Origin of the sequence: Zhongshania aquatica, from assembly GCF_027257955.1 — a bacterium.
Lineage (GTDB): Bacteria > Pseudomonadota > Gammaproteobacteria > Pseudomonadales > Spongiibacteraceae > Spongiibacter > Spongiibacter aquatica.
Genome location: NZ_JANZNQ010000075.1, coordinates 1 through 1,932, shown reverse-complemented (window position 1 = coordinate 1,932; position 1,932 = coordinate 1). Strand labels below are relative to the sequence as shown.

The following is a 1,932-nucleotide window of genomic DNA, read 5'->3' as shown; positions in this document are numbered from 1 at the left end:
TAATCGGGTAGCCAAGGGTCTCTAACCCTCAGCCCCCACAACACCCTGCATGCGGATCCGCACAGGGCGTTTCACTGAGAATGGTGAAGCTTAATCCAACCATCGCGCAATTCGTACAGCCCCTGAGATTTCAAATAGGCATTGGATAATGCCTGATTAATCCCCGGTGTTTTGGAACTGCGCCATGGGCCTTTGCTGGTAGTACCACACGCAACTGCAGCCTGTACGTGGACGCCTCGACTCATCAGGTTTCTTACTTTGGTTCGTGGCTTTCGCCACTGCCGCCAATAAGCCATCCGTACTCTGCGCCGGATCCAATGATCTAGATCGACGCACAGTTGATAACAGTTGGCGATACCAAAATAGTTAATCCAGCCTCGTATAAATTGGCTGGTTTTAAAGAGCTGATATTTCATCGACACTCCCCAGTTGCGATTCGTTAACAAACGAATCCGTTGCTTGAATTTCAGCAGTGTTTTCGCGTGCCATTGAATACGGCCAGCCTTGAAGGTAAACCCCAAGAACTTGCTCTCACTGGTTTTAACGACGCGACTTTTATCGGTATTTACGACCAGCTTCAAGCGGTTTTGCAGGTACTGGCTGATACTGTGCAGCACGCGTTCACCGGCTCGCTGACTTCTTACTATTATCGTAAAGTCATCAGCGTAGCGGGCGAACTTGTGGCCACGTTTCTCAAGTTCTTTGTCCAAAGGATCGAGCATGATGTTCGCTAGCAGTGGCGATAATGGCCCACCCTGCGGCACACCTTCTCGACTCTCACCATAGAACTGGTTGTCGACAAACCCAGCTCGCAGGTACAACTTAATCAATCTCAGTAGACGCTTGTCCTTCACCTTGTCACCAAGGCGCGTCATCAGTAAATCATGATTGACTCGGTCAAAGAATTTAGACAGATCGACATCTACCGCAAAGCGGCGACCTTCCTTGATGATGTCGCGAACCTGCTTTACCGCCTGTTGCCCATTTCGATGTGGCCGGAATCCGAAGCTATTGCCTGAGAAACTGGGATCGAAGATGGGCGTAAGGACTTGGGCAATGGCTTGCTGGATCACACGGTCACAAACGGTTGGAATTCCCAGCTGGCGAGTACCGCCATCGGGTTTTTCAATTTCAACACGCCGAACTGGTGATGGTTTGTACCGACCTGTTGCCAGCTCGGTAGTTACCCTAGGCCAGTGGCCAGCTCGTGCCCATACGGGAAATTCGTCGACGGTCATGCCATCAACGCCCGCAGCCCCTTTGTTGGCTTGAACGCGTTTCCATGCCGCAGAGAGGTTTTCTCGGTGCAGCACGCGCTCAAATAGATCGTTACCAAAGGCTGGCTTCAGATCACTACGCTGAGTCACGTCATCGCCGGACGGCGTTCGTGCGTTCAAGTGTGACAAGGCTCCTCCTTTATTCTCAATGTTCAGGCCTTCGCCGTGTCCCATCCATTACGATGGGCATTTGGCTACTATGCCGTCTGCTGACTTCTGCTTAATCACTGCCAGAGTTACCCCCGTCAGCGCTATCGGTTTGTATCTCGTTCGCTCTCCATTGGCGATACACTCAGTGGAGCCAAGGCACTTATTAACCAGAGCCTTACTGGTAGTTTACCGATCGCTTGCTAAGCAGATCTCCCCAGATAAGAACATGAACTGTCCCCGCGCAACTGCATCATTTACGGTGGCCGTTAGATCACATGGCTTCGTCGTCTTGTGCCAACTCGCCTCCAGCCTACGCCTCATATGATGTTCTTGTTCATCAGCTCGCGGTTTTGCGTCCGGCTTCCTTCAGACCAGACCTCGCGGTCAAGCCCTTGCCATTCGCTAGTAGTTAACATCTAATAACGATCATAAATCGCTAAGGATGGTGACCTTCCTACAGAGGACTTTCACCTCATTAGTTCATGCCCATGCTGGGCGTACACAA

At 51.3% G+C, this 1,932-nt stretch carries 1 protein-coding gene; it reads right to left on the bottom strand.

Features of this window, described 5'->3' with window-relative positions:
* Positions 1–71 precede the first annotated feature (71 nt).
* Positions 72–1,397, bottom strand: a complete 1,326-nt coding sequence (ltrA, locus tag O9X78_RS20640; RefSeq protein ID WP_269621574.1) for a group II intron reverse transcriptase/maturase — start codon at positions 1,395–1,397, stop codon at positions 72–74.
* Between the last annotated feature and the right edge of the window lie 535 nt (positions 1,398–1,932).